Below are 16,668 nucleotides of genomic sequence, written 5' to 3'. Positions count from 1 at the left end.
CAGCATTCAGCATTCAGCATTCAGCATTCAGCATTCAGCATTCAGCCAGACAATTATCAGACCGGGGCATAAACCAGCGGGATAATCTGCTTCGCGGTCAGCGGTGCCAGCATCACGCTGTCGAACTCTGCCGCAGACACCCATTTCACCTCTTCGATCTCCGCCGCAGGCTGCAGCTCTCCGCTCACGTTTTGAATACGGAAAATATCGGCGACCAGCAGATGATCCGGCTCATTGGCGGCAACGTCAGTAAACTGCCCAAGCGGGGTCAGATCGTCCGGCGTAATCACCAAATCAAGCTCTTCCCGAAGTTCGCGGATCAGCGCGGATTCCGGCGACTCTCCGGCATCCAGCTTACCGCCCGGCTGCATAAAGTAGGACGTGTTACGCTTGCGCACCAGCAGCAGACGCCCGGCATCGTCGACGATCACCGCAGCGGCAATATGGATCTTCTTCTTATCAACCATGCTGGCTCCCCGCAGGCGGAGCCCACTTGGTTGCCGGCGGCGTGTAGTCGTTAAAGTAGTCGATAATTTCCGCCAGGCTGTCGGAAAACAGCAGCATATCGATATAGCTCTGCCTGATAAATCCTTCAGCGGCCATGCGCTCAATCATCGCTTTCAGCGGCTGGTAGAAACCGTTCACATCCAGAAATGCGCAGGGTTTCTGATGCATACCGAGCTGCGCCCACGTCCACTGTTCGAAGATCTCTTCCATCGTACCGGCCCCGCCTGGCAGCGCGATAAACCCGGAGGACAGCTCGGCCATCCGCTGCTTGCGCTGGTGCATATTTTCCACCACCACCAGCTCGGTCAGCCCGGTATGGCCAATTTCTCGCTCAAACAGCGCATGAGGGATCACCCCGGTCACGCGTCCGCCGTGCTGCAGGGCAGAATCCGCGACCGCGCCCATCAGCCCCACCCGGCCACCGCCATAAACCACGGCGATATCCTTTTGCGCCAGCAGCTGGCCCGTGGCGTGCGCTGCATTCATATACTCTGGGGAACATCCTTCAGCTGAACCGCAAAAAAGGCCGATTGAATTCATCTTTTTTCCTTCGGAATCGTTCTGTTCAAATAGGGCAACTGCCATTTGCCCATAAGATACGCGGGAGCGGTCATCGCCGCCAGAAATGGTCACGGAGCGTGGCTTTTTTATCCCGATGCGCCCCCGCAGCGTTAGTCCGTTTGGCTCTGCAATCCTGTCAGAAAAGAGGATGTCTGAAGAGAATGAAGCCTGAACGATCGGCGGCTTCGCTGTACTTAACTTTACAAAGATGACAATTGAGAACGATTCCTGTTTGGGTGATACTTCCCCTTTTCTCAGGGGAAGAGCCCGTGGCGGAATACTTTTTACTTTTTATTGGCACCGTGCTGGTTAACAATTTTGTGCTGGTAAAATTTCTCGGGCTTTGCCCGTTTATGGGTTCATCAAAGAAGATGGAAATGGCCATCGGCATGGGGCTGGCGACCACCTTCGTGCTGACCCTGGTGGCGGTGCTGTCATGGATCGCCAATCATCTGATCCTGGTACCGCTGGAGCTGACCTATCTGCGGGTACTGGTTTACATTACCGCCAGCGCGGTGGTTGTGCAGTTTACCGAGCTGGTGATCCGCAAAACCAGCCCGGCGCTCTATCGCCTGCTGGGTATTTTCCTGCCGCTGATCACCACTAACTGTGCCGTACTCGCCGTTCCTCTGCTGAGCACCAACCATCAGCACGGCTTCCTGCATGCCGCATTTTACGGCTTCAGCGCGGCGGTGGGTTTCTCGTTGGTGATGGTGCTGTTTGCCGCCATTCGTGAACGACTGGAACACGCTGAAACGCCCGCCCCCTTCAAAGGCGCACCTATTTCGCTGATTACCGCCGGTCTGATGTCGCTGGCATTTATGGGCTTTATCGGGCTGGCGGAGGCGTAAGAACGTGAGCCGCTCGCTGTGATTACCGCGCCAGCCAGAATTCACGCTGCAAGGCCAGCGTTTCATCCTCGACTTCCGCAACCGGGCCAAGTAGCACGATGTCTTTCTGCCCATGTCTAAAGATATAGGAAGCCGGGATGCTCATCGTTGGATTTTCCTGGTGCCCACCCGTGCAGGCCAGCAGCTTATCCTCGCTCATGCCATAAACCACTTTACCGATGTTCGCCCAGTAGATCGTGCCAGCACACATACAACAGGGCTCGACTGCCGTATAAAGCGTACATCGCCAGAGATATTCCGCTGGGTAGTTGCTGGCAGCAATTCTGGCCAGCGTCGATTCAGCGTGATTAACCGTATCAATGTTGCACTGCGTTAATAATACGGTGCTGCCATCAGGGGCAACCAGCACGGCACCGAAGGGATGTCGACCCAATGCGATAGCCCGGCGACCCACCTCATTAGATAATCGGAGAAACTGAATATCATCAGGGGTAATCACAGTGAAACCTCCGTTTTAAGCGCGCGCCGATGAAGTAACGAATTGAGAAGCACGGCGGTGAATCCACCGATAAAAATCCCACTGCTCATAAACAGTCTTATTGACGCCGGTAAGTGCTGGAAAAGGGCAGGAAATGCCACCGGCAGCACGCCGATCGCAATAGAGACGGAGACAATCAGGACGTTTTTCTCATCGCCAAAATCAACATTTTTCAACTCCTGAACACCCGCCGCCAGGGTCATGCCAAACATTAAAACAGCCACCCCACCGAGCACCGGATTCGGGATTAACGCCACAATAGCGCCGAGTTTTGGAAACAGCCCCATAAGCACCAGGATAAGACCAGCCGCCATTAGAACGCTTCGGCTGGTGACTTTGGTCAACATCAGCAGGCCCGCATTTTGTGAGAAGGCGTTATAGGGAAAACTATTCAGGCAACCGCCAAGCATGGTGGACAGTCCGTCGGCACGAATCGCATCGGCCAGACGCCGTGACGTCGTTGGCTGCCCGATGAGTTTATCTATCATCAAAATATTGCCCGTCGTCTCAGTCATCACAATCAGCATCGACAGACACAGCACCACCATCGGTGCGATAGAAAATTGTGGGCTACCAAAGGCAAACGGCAGGCTAAAACCGACCCAGGGAGCCTCTGCCACGGTACTGAAGTGAGTCATGTTGCACAGCCAGGCAATAAAAGTGCCGATGAGCAGGCCGAACAGGATACTGAAGTTGCGCATCACTCCACGGGTATTGCAATAAAACAACAGAGTGATAGCGAGGGTGGAAAAACCGAGTAGCAAATTTTGCGGCTGTGCAAAATCAGGGGCATCAGGGTTCCCTCCTCCCAGCCATATCGCTGCGGCAGGCATAAGGGAAATGCCAATCAGAGAGATCACGCAGCCAATAACCAGCGGCGGGAAAAAACGCACCAGGCGGCTAAAAAAGGGCGCAGCCACCATAGTAAACAGGCCGCAGGCAATCACCGATCCGAAGATAGCAGCAATACCGTATTGTTGCCCAATCATAATCATCGGAGCCAGTACGATAAAAGAGCATCCCTGGATTAAGGGTAAACGACTGCCGAAACGCCCAATACCCACTGCCTGCAAAAGCGTTGCCAGACCCGAAGTCAGCAGGCAGGCGTTGATCAACGTAATCGTCTGACTGCTGCTCAATTTCAGCACGGCCGCCAGAATCAGCGGTACGGTAACCGTACCGGCATACATCACTAAAACATGCTGAATCCCCAGAGACGCAATACGTTTTATTGTCAGCGGGTCAGCGGTGTTCTGGTTGTCTACAATATTAGCCATGTTAATCCCCTAATGAACTCGCAAAGGAAAGAGATGGCCAACTATATGTGGGTAAACATGATATAAGTTAGTTAGCTGCTTTCAGTTTTATTGAAATCTCGGGGCTAATATGAAGTATTCATTGGAACAGCTTATGGTGTTCGAGCAGGTTGCCCGATCGGGTTCATTTTCTGCCGCCGCGCGAAATATGAAGCGGTCGCAGTCAGCGGTGAACATGGCAATGAGTAATCTTGAGGATGAATTTAATGTCCGCTTATTTGAGCGTTCTCCCCGCCAGGTCACATTAACCGGGGAAGGAACGGTATTGCGGGAGTATATAAAAACCGTACTCGAACAATGCAACGTCCTTGAACAAAGGGTGGCGGATTACAACATTCAGACTGAGGCCTGCATCACCCTGGCGATTGAAGTACCTTACCCAACAATTGCGCCTGTTTTATATGAATTTGCTATGACCTTTCCCCAGGTTGATATCCATATCCGAGAACCCCATCACGGCGATGTTGCGGGCCTGGTGAGCCGTGGAGAAGTTGATGCGGGAATTGTCCTCTCCCGGCGTATTGATAGCGATCGGCTCCAGTTTATTCAACTGGGAAAATTAATTATGGTTCATGTCGTCAGTGCCTCACACCCACTGGTGAATCAAAGCCCCGTCTCATTTACAGATCTGCATCGCTGGCGGCATATCACTTTTGGCCTCCAGGAACAGCATATTGCGACGACAGAATATCTTGGCAGTCCGATGCTTTGGCGCGTAGAAAGTTATAACGCCATGATTGCCGCTGCCATCGCGGGATTGGGGTGGGCATCTCTGCCGCGTCTGTTTGTTCAGAAAGAGCTTAGCGAAGGTACGCTTGTCGAACTGCGCCAGCAGGAATATCCTCATACGGACTGGGTGGTTGGCGTCGATTTGCTCTGGTCGAAGAAAAAGAACGTGGGCAATTCGCTTAACTGGCTGCGAAATCGCATCATTCAGCACAAAATTTTCGAGCACGATAACAGTGGCAACCGAACGACTTTATAAGCATGGCAATCCGACGAATTAATCCTGAAACGACCCGGCTATGAATACTCTCGATCACCTCTTCCAGCGGCTTGCCCGCTCCCCGTTCCGTCAGCGCTTTCATTTGGGCAGCGCGGAATATCGCTATTGCCAGGAGAAAGGCCGGGCGCTGGTCGAGCAGCATACCGCAGAGTTTGTCCGTGCCCGACTGGCACCGGCAGAACCGGCCAATGACGGAAAACAGACGCCGATGCGCGGCCATCCGGTGTTTGTCGCCCAGCACGCCACCGCCACCTGCTGCCGTGGCTGCCTGAGTAAATGGCATGATATCCCTCAGCATCAACCGATGACTGAACGGCAGCAGCAGTGGGTCTGCGAAGTTATTCTGCACTGGATTAACCATGAGATGCAGCGGCCTGCTCCGCCGGAAAAAATCAGGAAAACAGGGAAAGTCGTTAAAAAATATCAGGAAGATGGCGGGCAGATGGATTTACTGTGAGCGCGTCGGATTTTATGTGTTCTGGGCCAGTCTTCCGCACTGCTGTCGCATGCCCACATGAATGCCGTTCATCCAGATAGCTAAACGCTGCTGAGTACGCCGCATAGTTTCACCATTTCTCCTGTCTGGCAGGCGAATAGACTTCTTTCATTGGCTCCTTCGCAGCAGTGACCATCGGCGAATAAGGTCCGGCAGAGAGCACCATTTCAATGCCCAGCACAGTAAACACCTTATACAGACGTTCGATGCTGGCGCTGGCAGGATTGGCTTCCAGGCGAGCATAGGTTTGCTGTGTTACACCCAACCTTTCTGACACATCCTTCTGCGTCATCCCTTTTTCCTTACGGAAACCAACCAGCAGCGGCCTCAGCTGATTCAGGGTCTTCAACGGATAAACAGTATTCATAGAGTTTCGACCCTCATTCTAAATCTGTACAAACTATAAGCGGCCCTGCCACTTTACACCCGATAGGCTGTTAATGCAAAATACAGCTTAAAGACTGTATAAAATCTGATACAGCCTGTAAGTTGTAATAAATATAAACAGCTCATAAGCTGTAAAAAGTCACTATCCGCCTCGCGCCTGAAATGGCGAAGAAATTGCCTAAACCATTACCTGTCGAACTAAATGTGATCCATTACACCTTTCTACACAAAAGTGCCCACCACCACCTCGTGCAAACTTGCCCGGCAAAAAACAGCATAATCAATTGATTAGCACCATCTGCACAAACGTGCCGGAAAACACCCAATCATTAAACAAATGTGCAAGACAAAGCTCCGTAAAACTGGCCTGAAACACGTGAATATTACTTTTAAGTCGTTCATCGATCGGGTTATATCAGATCAGGACAGCGAAAACGTGATTTGCACAAATGTGCAGAAACCCGAGGATGACGATGGAAACCAGCGACGATATCCGCCTGATTGTAAAAATCGCCCAGCTCTATTACGAGCAGGATATGACGCAGGCACAAATTGCTCGCGAACTGGGGATCTACCGCACCACGATTAGCCGCCTGCTGAAACGCGGCCGGGATCAGGGCATCGTGACGATTGCCATCAACTACGACTGCAACGAAAACCTGTGGCTGGAACAGCAGCTAAAACAGAAATTCGGCCTGAAAGAGGTAGTGGTCGCTTCCTGTGAATCGCCGTTGGAGGACGACCAGCTGAACATCATCGGCCAGCACGGCGCGCAGCTGGTAGACAGACTGCTGGAACCGGGCGATATCGTCGGTTTTTCATGGGGCCGGGCCTTACGTGCACTGGTCGACAATCTGCCGCAGGCCGGCCAGTCGCGGCATACGATTTGCGTACCGATTATCGGCGGCCCGTCCGGGAAACTGGAAAGCCGCTATCACGTGAATACGCTAACCTACGACGCCGCCGCAAAGTTAAAAGCAGAGTCTCACCTGGCAGATTTCCCGGCGCTGCTGGACAACACACTGATTCGCAACGGTATTATGCAGTCCGAGCATTTTAAAACCATCTCTTCCTACTGGGACAATCTGGATGTCGCTCTGGTCGGGATTGGCTCCCCGGCGATCCGCGACGGAGCAAACTGGCACGCGTTTTACGGCAGCGAAGAGAGTGACGATCTCAACGCCCGCAGCGTGGTCGGCGATATCTGTTCGCGCTTTTACGATATCGACGGCGAAATGGTTGAAACCAATATGAATGAAAAAACGCTGTCGATAAAAATGGAAAAACTAAAACAGGCGCGCTATCGCATCGGCATTGCGATGGGGGAAGCCAAATACGCGGGCATCCTTGGCGCACTGCACGGTAAATATATTAATGGTCTGATAACGAATAGAGAAACTGCCGAGTCGTTACTGAAGTAAAAATAACAACGTGATTTCACGCAGATTTTTCTGCGGGGAATCCCTTTATCTAAAAAACGAGGGGCATGAAATGAACACATGGTTAAACCTGGAAGGGAAAATAATTATCGTCACCGGTGGCGCATCGGGAATTGGTTTATCAATCGTCGATGAATTACTGGCACAGGGTGCTAACGTGCAGATGACCGATATCCACGGCGGTGATAAATATCATAATGGCGAGAATTATCATTTCTGGCCAACCGATATTTCCAGCGCGACTGACGTTAATCAAAGCGTAGAAAATATCATTCAAAAATTTGGCCGCATTGATGGCCTGGTCAATAACGCCGGGGTCAACTTCCCGCGTTTATTAGTCGATGAAAAGGCACCGGCGGGCCGTTATGAACTGAATGAAGCGGCCTTTGAGAAAATGGTCAATATCAATCAAAAAGGCGTGTTCTTAATGTCGCAGGCGGTCGCGCGGCAGATGGTCAAACAGCGCGAAGGGGTGATCGTTAATGTCTCATCGGAAAGCGGGCTGGAAGGTTCCGAAGGCCAGAGCTGCTATGCGGCAACCAAGGCGGCGCTGAACAGCTTTACCCGCTCATGGGCAAAAGAGCTGGGCAAACACGGCATTCGCGTAGTGGGCGTTGCGCCGGGCATTCTGGAGAAAACCGGTTTGCGTACCCCGGAATATGAAGAGGCGCTGGCCTGGACGCGCAATATCAGTGTGCAGCAGCTGCGCGACGGCTACAGCAAAAATGCCATCCCGATCGGCCGCTCTGGCCGCCTGAGCGAAGTCGCGGACTTCACCTGTTACCTGCTTTCAGAGCGTGCAAGCTATATAACCGGAGTGACCACTAACATCGCTGGCGGTAAAACTCGCGGTTAAGGAGAGAAAAATGGTCAACGTTATTTTCTGTGCCCACGGCCAGTTTGCCTGCGCCGTACTGGATTCCGTGAGGATGGTGTACGGCGAGGTCAACGCCACGGCGGTGGAATTTGTGCCGGGTGAGAACGCCGGGGATATCACGGCCAAACTGGAAAAGTTAGTTAGTGCTCACAATGAACAGGAGTGGCTGATAGCCGTGGATTTACAGTGCGGAAGCCCGTGGAATGCGGCGGCAGCACTGGCCATGCACAATCCCCGACTGAGGGTCATCAGCGGCCTGTCGTTACCGCTGGCGCTGGAAGTGGTGGATAACCAGGACGCAATGAACGTTGATGCCCTGTGTGAACACCTGACGGCCATAGCCAGTCAGTGCTGCGTCGTCTGGCAGCTGCCGGAAACCGTTGAGGAGGATTTATAATGAACATTACGCTTGCCCGCATCGATGACCGCCTGATCCACGGCCAGGTCACCACCGTCTGGTCGAAAGTGGCCAACGCCCAGCGCATTATTATCTGCAATGATGACGTATTTAACGATGAAGTCCGCCGCACGCTGCTGCGCCAGGCCGCGCCGCCGGGTATGAAAGTGAACGTGGTGAATATTGAAAAAGCCGTCGCGGTTTATCACAACCCACAATATCAGAATGAAACCGTCTTCTATTTATTTACCAATCCGCAGGATGCGCTGGCGATGGTTAAACAGGGCGTAAAAATTGCCACGTTGAATATTGGCGGCATGGCATGGCGACCGGGGAAAAAACAGTTAACCAAAGCGGTTTCTCTGGATGAGCAGGATATTCAGGCTTTCACCGAACTGGATAAGCTGGGTGTAAAACTGGATTTACGCGTGGTGGCTTCCGATCCATCGGTGAATATCCTCGACAAGATTAAAGAACACGCTGCCACAGAATAAAAAACAACAGCGCCTGTATTTATGCCGTGACAGGCAGGTACCGTCATATTTCAATGGTGAAAACGATGGAAATAAGTACCCTACAAATAATCGCTATTTTTATTTTTTCCTGTATTGCCGGAATGGGCAGCGTGCTGGATGAATTCCAGACCCACCGTCCGTTAATTGCCTGTACCGTTATTGGCTTAATTCTTGGGGATTTAAAAACCGGGATTATGCTCGGCGGCACACTGGAGCTTATCGCCCTGGGCTGGATGAACGTTGGCGCGGCGCAGTCGCCTGACTCCGCGCTGGCCAGCATCATCTCCGCCATTCTGGTGATTGTCGGCCACCAAAGCATCGCCACCGGTATTGCTATTGCGCTGCCGGTCGCCGCGGCGGGCCAGGTGCTGACGGTGCTCGCCCGAACCATTACCGTAGTGTTCCAGCACGCAGCGGATAAAGCCGCAGAAGAAGCGAAGTTCGGCACCATCGATCTGCTGCACGTTTCCGCGCTGGGCGTTCAGGCGCTGCGCGTGGCCGTTCCGGCACTGATTGTTTCGATGTTTGTCAGTGCCGATATGGTCAGCAATATGCTGAACGCCATCCCGGAATTCGTCACCCGCGGCCTGCAAATCGCCGGAGGCTTTATCGTGGTGGTCGGTTACGCCATGGTGTTGCGCATGATGGGCGTGAAATACCTGATGCCCTTCTTCTTCCTCGGCTTCCTCGCGGGCGGCTACCTCAATTTCAGCCTGCTGGCCTTCGGCGGCGTCGGTGTGATTATCGCGCTGATCTATATCCAGCTTAATCCGCAGTGGCGCAAGGCCGAACCTCAGGCTTCCACCACATCTTCCTCCTCCCTCGACCAGCTTGATGACTGATGGTGACCACAATGGAACAGAGAAAAATCACCCAGGGCGACCTGATTAAAATGTTTCTGCGCTCGAACCTGCAGCAGGCGTCGTTTAACTTCGAACGTATTCACGGGCTGGGCTTCTGCTACGACATGGTTCCCGCCATCAAGCGCCTGTACCCGTTGAAGGAAGATCAGGTAGCGGCGCTGAAGCGGCACCTGGTGTTCTTTAATACCACGCCTGCGGTTTGTGGCCCGGTGATTGGCGTGACGGTGGCGATGGAAGAAGCACGCGCCAACGGTGCCGATATTGATGACGGTGCAATTAACGGTATCAAAGTGGGATTGATGGGACCGCTGGCCGGGGTCGGCGACCCGCTGGTGTGGGGCACGCTGCGCCCGATCACCGCCGCGCTGGGTGCCTCGCTGGCGCTGTCCGGCAATATTCTCGGCCCGCTGCTGTTCTTCTTTATTTTCAATGCGGTGCGCCTGGCTCTGAAGTGGTACGGCCTGACCTGGGGCTTCCGCAAAGGGGTCAACATCGTCAGCGATATGGGCGGTAACCTGCTGCAAAAACTGACCGAAGGAGCATCGATCCTCGGCCTGTTTGTGATGGGGGTGCTGGTAACCAAATGGACCAGCATCAGCGTGCCGGTGATCGTTTCCCAAACGCCCGGCCCGGACGGTGGCACGGTGACGACTACCGTACAGAACATCCTCGATCAGCTCTGCCCCGGCCTGCTGGCGCTGGGCCTGACGCTGCTGATGGTGCGCCTTCTCAACAAAAAAATTAACCCGGTGTGGCTGATCTTCGCCCTGTTTGGCTTAGGGATTGTCGGCAACGCGCTGGGCTTCCTGTCCTGATTTTCCGCCCCGCATCGCTGGCGGGGCACACTAAACAATGAGGTGGTTTATGAAAACAACAGCTTTACGCCTGTACGGCAAACACGATCTGCGCCTGGAAACCTTTGAGCTGCCGGAGATGCAGGACGATGAAATTCTGGCACGCGTGGTGACCGACAGCCTGTGCCTCTCTTCCTGGAAAGAGGCCAATCTGGGCGCGGACCACAAAAAGGTGCCGGACGATGTGGCAACTAATCCGATCATTATCGGCCACGAGTTCTGCGGCGAGATCCTTGCGGTCGGCAAGAAGTGGCAGCATAAATTCCACGCCGGTCAGCGCTACGTGATCCAGGCCAACCTGCAACTACCGGATCGCCCCGACTGCCCTGGCTATTCATTCCCGTGGATCGGCGGTGGCGCGACTCACGTGGTGATCCCCAACGAGGTGATGGAGCAGGATTGTCTGCTCTCCTGGGAGGGCGATACCTGGTTTGAAGGATCGATGGTCGAGCCGCTTTCCTGCGTGATCGGCGCGTTTAACGCCAACTATCACCTGCAGGAAGGCACTTATAACCACGTGATGGGCATTCGCCCGCAGGGCCGCACGCTGATCCTCGGCGGCACCGGCCCGATGGGGCTGCTGGCTATCGACTATGCCCTGCACGGCCCGATCAACCCGTCGCTGCTGGTCGTCACCGATACCAACAAGCCGAAGATGAGCTATGCGCGCCAGCACTATCATTCAGAGCCGCAGACCGAACTGCATTATATCGACGGCAACGAGGCCGATTACGATACGCTGATGGCGCTGACCGACGGCAAGGGCTTCGACGATATTTTCGTTTTCGTTCCGAAGGAGCATCTGCTGACCCTCTCCTCTTCGCTGCTGGCCCCGGACGGCTGCGTTAATTTCTTCGCCGGCCCGCAGGATAAGGCCTTCAGCGCGCCGGTTAATTTCTACGATGTGCACTATGCCTTTACCCACTACGTCGGTACTTCCGGCGGTAATACCGACGATATGCGTGCCGCCGTTGAGCTGATGCAGGCGAAGAAAGTGAACGCGGCGAAGATCGTCACGCATATTCTGGGGCTGAATGCGGCCGGGGAAACGACGCTGGATCTGCCTGCGGTAGGCGGCGGGAAAAAGCTGGTGTACACCGGTAAATCACTGCCGCTGACGCCGCTGGGTAAGATTGCCGATCCTGAGCTGGCGGCGATTCTGGAGCGGCATCATGGGATCTGGTCCGGCGAGGCGGAGCAGTATTTGCTGGCGCACGCTGAGGATATTAATGTGGGGTGATGGTTGCAGCTTCGGGCCAGCCAGGTGATTACGCTGGCTGGTTGTGCCCCCGATCGGGCGTCCTCGCGCCGCTTGCGCGGTGCCTTCACTTCGATCGTCAGCCTGTCGGACCGGCCCTGATTGGCACATGCGCCGGGTCGTTTGCAAAGTCTGGAGCTGGCGCTGGCTGGTTGTGCCCCCGGTCGGGCGTCCTCGCGCCGCTGCGCGGTTCCTTCACTTCGATCGTTAGCCTGTCGGACCGGCACAGACGCGCGTCCTGCGCGGCTGTGCCTTTCGCCTGCGTCCTTGCAGGCGAATCCTGGCTTTCTCTCTGCGTTCAGCGCTGTGGATTGCCCGCTCGGGGGCACAACCAGCCTGCTTTCTAACTTCCGTGTTGCCTGAATGAACAAAAAAAACCCGGCTGGATCCGAAGTTTGGCGAGATGTTTTGCATGAAACGTTGAGATAGTTTAAAAAACCCAAAGCTCATGCTCCGGGTCTGTGCATTTATGCCGTTGAGCGCTCATTCCATGCGTCGCTATATTGAATATTTCCGTCGTTATATTTCCATGTAATCCTTTCGTAGCGTAGCTCTATGCGTTCCATATGATTACATTTTTCTACAGTTTTTGTGTTGTACATCGTCGGCATCACCGCCACCACTTTGACGCCTTCAAGAAGCATATTAAAATATTCAACCTCCTGGCCAGCGTCATTAATTCTATACCATTTTATTTCAGCGCTTCGTAGTGACTGACCTGTAGCAACCGCTTTGTAAAGATAAGGTGTTGAACTATCGAATTCTTTTTCAATAATCATTGGTGCATGAATGCGGGTTCCAGTGATTTTCCCTGTGTTATTATCCGTAGGGATATGTAGCCCGTGGCCAAAACCAATAATTTCTATACTACCTTCCCGTTCGTTGACATCGGATGAACCCTTAATCAACGCATCGCCGTCATCTCTGAGCCACAGATGTGCAGGTATAGCCATAATCAAATTCCTTTTTAATCATAAAGCCAGCGTCCAGCCTTAGCTGATTCCACCAGCATATTTAACGTAAGTGGTTTGGGTTCAAGCCACTGCCATTTATTTTCTTTTGAACGTAAAAAATTTATCGGGATAAATGTTTCTTCGTTAGGCCAGTAACTGTGAAAGGCGAAGGTCTGTCTGTCGACAGAAAAACGACTGAAGTAATCTTCAAGTATGTCCATCGCATCATCAGCTGACCAGGGATATTTCCCCGTCGACAGGCTGGTTTCTAATGTCAACATCGGCCGTTTGAAAAAAGGAAACACACGGCTGTTCCAGTTTTCGTCATACCAGGCCATAACTTGCTGTTGTATAGAGCGGGAGGCACTCATTCAGTTCTACCATAAGCGATCGGAAGTGCGTGCGATAGTATTATATTTATTCACTGCTTTGAATGAAATAATCGCTACATCAGCGGCCATGATTATCCATCCAAAAACGGGAATGGTTCTGCCAACGAATGTTCCTAATTTCTGAGTCATTATTCTTTTGGTATTAGGAGGAAAACCCACCCACGTTGGAAGCCTGACTGGCATCATACGCTCCCTGAATAACCGTCTTGAATAGACAGAAGCAATAGAGGTTCCCGGTGTCGCTCCTGAAAACTTCCCTGCTACCGTAACGGTATTGGAACCCATATATATTGCAGCCACTGCAGTGATGTCTGATATACCAAAATGGTCTAATGTTTCATCAATCATAACCCAGAAAAACAACTCACCGGCACTAAGATTAGAAGATCCATCATAGAAGTATGTTCCATTTAATTCTTCAACTGTATCCATAAGTTAACCTCTTACATTCCATGTAATGGATTAAATAGTACGTCCAAATCAAATTCAATTCATGACTTGGTTTATTAAATATGTAACAAAAAGCGAAATTTCAATATTAAACTGAAAAATCGCCTCTTTGCCTAATAGTTGAATCATTAATACTGGCTATCGCCAGTAGTATTTAGTCTAACTTGTAATAGAAAAAATGAGCAATGTCTTATTATTCCCTCTCATTTTTAAAGATAATAAAGTGCTAGATGACATTTTCATCAGTAAGCTTCACCGTCACCAAAAGCGCCTTCCAGCAGGCAGATTTTCGCCGCGAACTGCGCTCCGGCGTGCAGTGCTGCCGCAATATCCCCCTGCTGGCGGAAACTCAGCAAAAAGGCGGTGATAAATGCATCTCCCGCGCCGAGCGTATCAACCGGCATAACCGCTTCCGGTGCCTGCTGATACCAGTTTTTGCCGTCGAACAGCAGTGCGCCTTCAGCACCGCGCGTGGCAATCGCGTAGCGGCTCCCGGCTTCAACCACCTTAACCAGCAGTTCGCGCGTTTCCTCCAGTGAACGATCCGCGCAGGAGAAAAATGCCGCGTCCAGCCATCGGCAGAGCGGCAGCGCCTGTTCGGTTACGAAATCATCCGAGAAATCATAGCTCAGCCAGCCGGGGAGCTGCGCCAGCTCGGGCAGCTGTTCATCGATATAGCTGTAGCTGCTGGTGTGGATCAACGAAAAATCCTGCAGCCAGTCGCGATGCGGCAAAATAAACGCCATCGATTCTGTCTGCCGCACGCCGCCAAGATTGGAATCAAGAAACACCCGCTCACCCTGTTGGATGGTCAGACGCGCATAGCCATTTTCCCCCGACACCTGGCGGCAGTAGCGTGTATCAATATTGCGCGTGGCCAGCGCACGCTGCACGTGCTCCGCCGCATTATCATCACCAAAAATCCCCAGATAGGCAGATTCCGCCCCCAGCATTGCGGCATAGACGCTGAAGTTCAGCGCATTGCCGCCGGGGTAACGCACCCGGCAGTGCTCATATTTATCGACAACGTTGTCGCCCACGCCAATCACTTTCATCTTACGCTGCCCTTAGTAGTCCACGACGCCCATGTAGCGACGGGTTGAAAGCGGATGCTGACGGATATCGGCCAGCGCCGCGCGGTAGTCGCACATGATGCTGTAAAACAGTACCGGGTTAAAGTAGTCCACTACCGACGCGGGCAGCGTGTTCAGGCCCAGCTCCCGGGCATCCACTACTACGGTTTTATCGTTGTAACGGTTCAGGAATGACAGCGCACGCTGGTCGAGTTCACGCGTACGGCCTTCGTTCATCAGTAGAATAAACGGTACGTGATTGTCGGTGACTTCAAACGGGCCGTGGAAAAACTCGCCGCTGTGGATGGAGGCGGCATCAACACGCTGCATCTCCATCAGCGAGCAGATGGCAAAGCCATAGGCATGGCCGTAAGACGCGCCGCTGGAAAGCACGTAAAACAGGGAATCATGCTGATAGCGGTCCGCAAAATCCGTACAGCGATCGGCCACCTGCGTCCGGCCCTGGCGGATCACCGCATCGATCTGCGCGAAGCCCTGCTGGAAATCCTGCCATCCGGCATAATCCTCCACCTGGCGCAGCACATCGACACACAAACTGAGGATCAGCGCCATTGGATTATCGGTCACCGGCGTGTCATCTCCCCACTGGTACAGCAGGTTATGGTCGGCCCACTGCAACAGCTGCGCTTCCGCATTGTGAGTCAGCGTTACGGTTGCCGCACCGCGCGCTTTCGCCAGCTTCGCCGCCGCGACGGATTCCGGCGTGTTACCGCCGTGCGAGCAGACGATAACCAGCGATGATGCCCCCAGCGCTTTCGGCGTGGCGTAAACGAACTCATTGGCGGTCATCATCCACGAACGCAGGATGTCGCTCTGCTCGCTGAGGAAATAGTGAGAGGGATACATATCCACCAGTGAGCCACCGCAGGCCACCAGGAAAATCTGACGCAGCGGAGTTGTCTGGAAATGGCTGCTCATCAGGGAGGCGATAATGGTTTGGGTCTGCATGGCGTTACTCACCGTAGATGTTGAAATTAAAGTATTTTTTCGCTAAACGATCGTAAGTTCCGTTAGCGCGGATGGTATCGATAGCCTGGTTAAAACGGGCCAGCAGCACCTGATCCTTCAGGCGCAGACCGATACCGGTGCCGGGCCCGAAGATCGTATCGTCTTTGACCTGCGGCTGGATAAGCGTGAAGCTTTGCCCCTGTGGCTTGTTGAGCAACGCTTCGGTAATCACCACCGCGTCGTCCAGCGTGCCGTCAAGGCGACCGTTGATCAGATCGGCATACACCGATTCCGCATCCGGATAGGTAATGACTTCCACGCCCGCACTACGCCAGTATTGATTGGCGTAGGTTTCAAACACCGATCCCTGTTGCACGCCAATACGCTTGCCCTTCAGCGATTCCGCCGTGGGATGCAGCGAGCTGTTCTTCGCAGCGATCAGGAATGCCGGCGTATTGAACAGCTTGTTGCTGAAAGCGATCGCTTTCTTACGCTCTTCGGTGATCGATAAGGACGAGAGAATCGCATCAAATTTCTTGGCCTGTAGCGCCGGGATCAGCCCGTCAAAGCTGTTCTGAACCCAGGTGCATTCCACTTTCATCTCCGCACAGATGGCATTGCCGAGATCGATATCGAAGCCAACCAGCTGACCGCTGGCGTTTTTCGATTCAAACGGCGGGAAGGTGGGATCGATGCCGAAACGGAGCTGATCCGCAGCCGTTGCCGAGTGGACACTTGCTGACAGAGCGAGAGCGGCTGCCAGTAATGCGATAGTTGTTTTTATTCTCATAGCTGTTCCCCTGGTGTTGCATTTATACCAAAAAACATACCATTAGTATTGATATACGCTTTTAGTGCTTTATATAGCAACAATTATTGTTGATTAAATCCCAAAAAAATCCGGATGGTATGTTATTATTTGTGCAACTTATCGCTTCAAATAAACGCATTTAGTTCACTAAAACA

21 protein-coding genes are annotated in these 16,668 nt (G+C 53.0%); 10 read left to right on the top strand and 11 right to left on the bottom strand.

What is annotated here, in order from left to right:
- Positions 1-56: 56 nt before the first annotated feature.
- Entirely contained in the window at positions 57-467 is a 411-nt protein-coding gene (locus OMR58_RS23130) for an NUDIX hydrolase (RefSeq protein ID WP_264547076.1), read from the bottom strand.
- Entirely contained in the window at positions 460-1,047 is a 588-nt protein-coding gene (locus OMR58_RS23125) for an LOG family protein (protein WP_264547075.1), read from the bottom strand. Before OMR58_RS23125 ends, OMR58_RS23130 begins: the two co-directional genes overlap by 8 nt.
- A 290-nt stretch (positions 1,048-1,337) precedes the next feature.
- Here OMR58_RS23125 and rsxA point away from each other — a divergent pair, with 290 nt between their 5' ends.
- On the top strand, positions 1,338-1,919 hold the full coding sequence (gene rsxA, locus OMR58_RS23120) for an electron transport complex subunit RsxA (protein WP_105593045.1): 582 nt from the start codon (positions 1,338-1,340) through the stop codon (positions 1,917-1,919).
- A 22-nt stretch (positions 1,920-1,941) separates the two neighbouring features.
- On the opposite strand, the gene OMR58_RS23115 is transcribed toward rsxA, so the two are convergent.
- Together OMR58_RS23115 and OMR58_RS23110 are read right to left on the bottom strand one after the other, a co-directional pair.
- Positions 1,942-2,418, bottom strand: coding sequence for a nucleoside deaminase (locus OMR58_RS23115; RefSeq protein WP_264547074.1), 477 nt, complete (start codon positions 2,416-2,418; stop codon positions 1,942-1,944).
- Positions 2,415-3,734: a nucleobase:cation symporter-2 family protein gene (locus tag OMR58_RS23110; protein ID WP_264547073.1), complete on the bottom strand. Its 1,320-nt coding sequence runs from the start codon at positions 3,732-3,734 to the stop codon at positions 2,415-2,417. Before OMR58_RS23110 ends, OMR58_RS23115 begins: the two co-directional genes overlap by 4 nt.
- 109 nt (positions 3,735-3,843) lie before the next feature.
- Here OMR58_RS23110 and OMR58_RS23105 point away from each other — a divergent pair, with 109 nt between their 5' ends.
- Positions 3,844-4,758 carry a LysR family transcriptional regulator gene (locus tag OMR58_RS23105; protein WP_200562381.1) on the top strand — a complete coding sequence of 305 codons (915 nt, stop codon included), beginning with the start codon at positions 3,844-3,846 and terminating at the stop codon, positions 4,756-4,758.
- 40 nt (positions 4,759-4,798) lie between these two features.
- A complete protein-coding gene (locus OMR58_RS23100) occupies positions 4,799-5,236 on the top strand; it encodes a DUF4186 domain-containing protein (RefSeq protein ID WP_264547072.1) in 438 nt (145 codons plus the stop codon).
- A gap of 109 nt (positions 5,237-5,345) precedes the next feature.
- Here the strand turns inward: OMR58_RS23100 and OMR58_RS23095 are convergent, their stop codons facing one another.
- Positions 5,346-5,642 carry a helix-turn-helix domain-containing protein gene (locus OMR58_RS23095; protein WP_200562390.1) on the bottom strand — a complete coding sequence of 99 codons (297 nt, stop codon included), beginning with the start codon at positions 5,640-5,642 and terminating at the stop codon, positions 5,346-5,348.
- Positions 5,643-6,135: 493 nt separating this feature from the next.
- On the opposite strand from OMR58_RS23095, the gene OMR58_RS23090 reads away from it, so the two are divergent.
- The 7 genes from OMR58_RS23090 to sorE all read left to right on the top strand — a co-directional run bounded on the left by OMR58_RS23090 (position 6,136) and on the right by sorE (position 11,847).
- Positions 6,136-7,083, top strand: a complete 948-nt coding sequence (locus OMR58_RS23090; protein ID WP_264547098.1) for a sugar-binding transcriptional regulator — start codon at positions 6,136-6,138, stop codon at positions 7,081-7,083.
- A gap of 70 nt (positions 7,084-7,153) precedes the next feature.
- Positions 7,154-7,957 (top strand): SDR family oxidoreductase, encoded by an 804-nt coding sequence (locus OMR58_RS23085; RefSeq protein WP_264547071.1) that lies wholly within the window; start codon positions 7,154-7,156, stop codon positions 7,955-7,957.
- Between the two features lie 10 nt (positions 7,958-7,967).
- The gene (locus OMR58_RS23080; RefSeq protein WP_200562395.1) at positions 7,968-8,375 is read left to right on the top strand and encodes a mannose/fructose/sorbose PTS transporter subunit IIA; all 408 of its coding nucleotides are present in this window, start codon (positions 7,968-7,970) and stop codon (positions 8,373-8,375) included.
- Positions 8,375-8,869, top strand: a complete 495-nt coding sequence (locus OMR58_RS23075) for a mannose/fructose/sorbose PTS transporter subunit IIB (protein ID WP_105593031.1) — start codon at positions 8,375-8,377, stop codon at positions 8,867-8,869. The genes OMR58_RS23080 and OMR58_RS23075 overlap by 1 nt, the downstream gene beginning before the upstream one ends.
- Positions 8,870-8,934: 65 nt before the next feature.
- Positions 8,935-9,732 carry a PTS mannose/fructose/sorbose transporter subunit IIC gene (locus OMR58_RS23070; protein WP_200547122.1) on the top strand — a complete coding sequence of 266 codons (798 nt, stop codon included), beginning with the start codon at positions 8,935-8,937 and terminating at the stop codon, positions 9,730-9,732.
- Positions 9,733-9,743: 11 nt separating this feature from the next.
- Positions 9,744-10,568 carry a PTS system mannose/fructose/sorbose family transporter subunit IID gene (locus OMR58_RS23065; RefSeq protein ID WP_105593030.1) on the top strand — a complete coding sequence of 275 codons (825 nt, stop codon included), beginning with the start codon at positions 9,744-9,746 and terminating at the stop codon, positions 10,566-10,568.
- A 49-nt stretch (positions 10,569-10,617) separates the two neighbouring features.
- On the top strand, positions 10,618-11,847 hold the full coding sequence (gene sorE / locus OMR58_RS23060) for an L-sorbose 1-phosphate reductase (RefSeq protein WP_264547070.1): 1,230 nt from the start codon (positions 10,618-10,620) through the stop codon (positions 11,845-11,847).
- 485 nt (positions 11,848-12,332) lie between these two features.
- Here the strand turns inward: sorE and OMR58_RS23055 are convergent, their stop codons facing one another.
- The 6 genes from OMR58_RS23055 to OMR58_RS23030 form a co-directional block, all read right to left on the bottom strand.
- Positions 12,333-12,818: an Hcp family type VI secretion system effector gene (locus OMR58_RS23055; protein ID WP_264547069.1), complete on the bottom strand. Its 486-nt coding sequence runs from the start codon at positions 12,816-12,818 to the stop codon at positions 12,333-12,335.
- A 14-nt stretch (positions 12,819-12,832) separates the two neighbouring features.
- Positions 12,833-13,189, bottom strand: coding sequence for a DUF1493 family protein (locus OMR58_RS23050; RefSeq protein ID WP_264547068.1), 357 nt, complete (start codon positions 13,187-13,189; stop codon positions 12,833-12,835).
- A gap of 6 nt (positions 13,190-13,195) precedes the next feature.
- Positions 13,196-13,642, bottom strand: coding sequence for an STM2901 family protein (locus OMR58_RS23045; RefSeq protein ID WP_264547067.1), 447 nt, complete (start codon positions 13,640-13,642; stop codon positions 13,196-13,198).
- 260 nt (positions 13,643-13,902) lie between these two features.
- Positions 13,903-14,715 carry a PfkB family carbohydrate kinase gene (locus OMR58_RS23040; RefSeq protein WP_264547066.1) on the bottom strand — a complete coding sequence of 271 codons (813 nt, stop codon included), beginning with the start codon at positions 14,713-14,715 and terminating at the stop codon, positions 13,903-13,905.
- Between the two features lie 12 nt (positions 14,716-14,727).
- Entirely contained in the window at positions 14,728-15,702 is a 975-nt protein-coding gene (locus OMR58_RS23035; protein ID WP_264547065.1) for an SIS domain-containing protein, read from the bottom strand.
- A 4-nt stretch (positions 15,703-15,706) separates the two neighbouring features.
- Positions 15,707-16,492, bottom strand: coding sequence for an ABC transporter substrate-binding protein (locus OMR58_RS23030; protein WP_264547064.1), 786 nt, complete (start codon positions 16,490-16,492; stop codon positions 15,707-15,709).
- Positions 16,493-16,668: the final 176 nt, after the last annotated feature.

This window comes from Erwinia sp. INIA01 (assembly GCF_025947915.1).
Classification (GTDB): Bacteria; Pseudomonadota; Gammaproteobacteria; order Enterobacterales; family Enterobacteriaceae; genus Erwinia; species Erwinia coffeiphila.
Note: the sequence above shows the minus strand (reverse complement) of the source record. Positions and strands in the feature narration are given on the sequence as shown.

Bases quoted from the DNA above. Each gene is read 5' to 3' on its own strand.
- OMR58_RS23040 (WP_264547066.1), bottom strand. From the start codon at position 14,715: ATGAAAGTGATTGGCGTGGGCGACAACGTTGTCGATAAATATGAGCAC.
- OMR58_RS23110 (WP_264547073.1), bottom strand. From the start codon at position 3,734: ATGGCTAATATTGTAGACAACCAGAACACCGCTGACCCGCTGACAATA.
- OMR58_RS23065 (WP_105593030.1), top strand. From the start codon at position 9,744: ATGGAACAGAGAAAAATCACCCAGGGCGACCTGATTAAAATGTTTCTG.
- OMR58_RS23035 (WP_264547065.1), bottom strand. From the start codon at position 15,702: ATGCAGACCCAAACCATTATCGCCTCCCTGATGAGCAGCCATTTCCAG.
- OMR58_RS23095 (WP_200562390.1), bottom strand. From the start codon at position 5,642: ATGAATACTGTTTATCCGTTGAAGACCCTGAATCAGCTGAGGCCGCTG.
- OMR58_RS23100 (WP_264547072.1), top strand. From the start codon at position 4,799: ATGAATACTCTCGATCACCTCTTCCAGCGGCTTGCCCGCTCCCCGTTC.
- OMR58_RS23090 (WP_264547098.1), top strand. From the start codon at position 6,136: ATGGAAACCAGCGACGATATCCGCCTGATTGTAAAAATCGCCCAGCTC.
- OMR58_RS23105 (WP_200562381.1), top strand. From the start codon at position 3,844: ATGAAGTATTCATTGGAACAGCTTATGGTGTTCGAGCAGGTTGCCCGA.
- OMR58_RS23070 (WP_200547122.1), top strand. From the start codon at position 8,935: ATGGAAATAAGTACCCTACAAATAATCGCTATTTTTATTTTTTCCTGT.
- OMR58_RS23030 (WP_264547064.1), bottom strand. From the start codon at position 16,492: ATGAGAATAAAAACAACTATCGCATTACTGGCAGCCGCTCTCGCTCTG.
- OMR58_RS23050 (WP_264547068.1), bottom strand. From the start codon at position 13,189: ATGAGTGCCTCCCGCTCTATACAACAGCAAGTTATGGCCTGGTATGAC.
- OMR58_RS23125 (WP_264547075.1), bottom strand. From the start codon at position 1,047: ATGAATTCAATCGGCCTTTTTTGCGGTTCAGCTGAAGGATGTTCCCCA.
- OMR58_RS23075 (WP_105593031.1), top strand. From the start codon at position 8,375: ATGAACATTACGCTTGCCCGCATCGATGACCGCCTGATCCACGGCCAG.
- OMR58_RS23085 (WP_264547071.1), top strand. From the start codon at position 7,154: ATGAACACATGGTTAAACCTGGAAGGGAAAATAATTATCGTCACCGGT.
- OMR58_RS23130 (WP_264547076.1), bottom strand. From the start codon at position 467: ATGGTTGATAAGAAGAAGATCCATATTGCCGCTGCGGTGATCGTCGAC.
- OMR58_RS23045 (WP_264547067.1), bottom strand. From the start codon at position 13,642: ATGGATACAGTTGAAGAATTAAATGGAACATACTTCTATGATGGATCT.
- sorE (WP_264547070.1), top strand. From the start codon at position 10,618: ATGAAAACAACAGCTTTACGCCTGTACGGCAAACACGATCTGCGCCTG.
- OMR58_RS23080 (WP_200562395.1), top strand. From the start codon at position 7,968: ATGGTCAACGTTATTTTCTGTGCCCACGGCCAGTTTGCCTGCGCCGTA.
- OMR58_RS23055 (WP_264547069.1), bottom strand. From the start codon at position 12,818: ATGGCTATACCTGCACATCTGTGGCTCAGAGATGACGGCGATGCGTTG.